Below are 1,196 nucleotides of genomic sequence, written 5' to 3'. Positions count from 1 at the left end.
GGCGGTCAGGTCGATCGGGGTGGCGGTGTTATAGCCAACGCTGGCGCTCTTGGCGGCAACGCTCGGCGCAGCAGGCGTGGCGACGGTGAGCGTGACGGTGGCAGCGGCCGAGGTGCCGCCAGGCCCCGTGGCGGTATAGGCAAAGCTGTCGCTGCCATAATAGCCGGTGGTCGGGGTGTAGGTGATGACATCGCCAGCCACGCTGGTGGTGCCGTGCGCGGGCGCGGTGCTGACGGTGAGGCTGCTATGCACGCCGCTGACCGAGGCGGTGAGGTCGATCGGGGTGGCGGTGTTGTACGCGACATTCGCGCTCTTGGCGGCCACAGTCGGGGCAGCAGGCGTCGCGACGGTGAGCGTGACGGTGGCAGCGGCCGAGGTGCCGCCGGGACCGGTGGCGGTATAGGCGAAGCTGTCGCTGCCATAATAGCCGCTGGTCGGGGTGTAGGTGATGACATCGCCGACAACGCTGGTGGTGCCGTGCGCAGGCGCGGTGCTGACGGCGAGGCTTGAGTGCACCCCGCTGACCGACGCGGTCAGGTCGATCGGGGTCGCGGTGTTATAGCCAACGCTGGCGCTCTTGGCGGCAACGCTCGGCGCAGCAGGCGTGGCGACGGTGAGCGTGACGGTGGCAGCGGCCGAGGTGCCGCCAGGACCGGTGGCGGTATAGCCGAAGCTGTCGCTGCCATAATAACCGGTGGTCGGGGTGTAGGTGATCACGTCGCCAGCCACGCTGGTGGTGCCGTGCGCAGGCGCTGAGCTGACGGTGAGGCTGCTATGCACGCCGCTGACCGAGGCGGTGAGATCGATCGGGGTGGCGGTATTGTACGCAACGATGGCGCTCTTGGCGGCAACGCTCGGCGCAGCAGGCGTTGCGACGGTGAGCGTGACGGTGGCGGCAGCCGAGGTTCCGCCAGGACCGGTGGCGGTATAGCCGAAGCTGTCGCTGCCATAATAGCCGGTGGTCGGGGTGTAGGTGATCACGTCGCCAGCCACGCTGGTGGTGCCATGCGCAGGGGCGGTGCTGACGGTGAGGCTGCTATGCACGCCGCTGACCGAGGCGGTCAGGTCGATCGGCGTCGCGGTGTCATAAGCGACGCTGGCGCTCTTGGCGGCAACGCTGGGCGCAGCAGGCGTGGCGACGGTGAGCGTGACGGTGGCAGCGGCCGAGGTTCCGCCAGGACCCGTGGCGGTATAGG

Annotated in this window: 1 protein-coding gene; it reads right to left on the bottom strand. The window is 69.0% G+C overall.

Annotation, left to right across the window (positions count from 1 at the left end):
• Window positions 1–1,196: Ig-like domain-containing protein (locus EJC47_RS21160; protein WP_221885208.1), on the bottom strand; the 1,196-nt coding region annotated here is incomplete at both ends.

Source organism: Sphingomonas sp. TF3, assembly GCF_003985085.1.
In the GTDB taxonomy this organism is placed as follows: domain Bacteria; phylum Pseudomonadota; class Alphaproteobacteria; order Sphingomonadales; family Sphingomonadaceae; genus Sphingomonas.
Note: the sequence above shows the minus strand (reverse complement) of the source record. Positions and strands in the feature narration are given on the sequence as shown.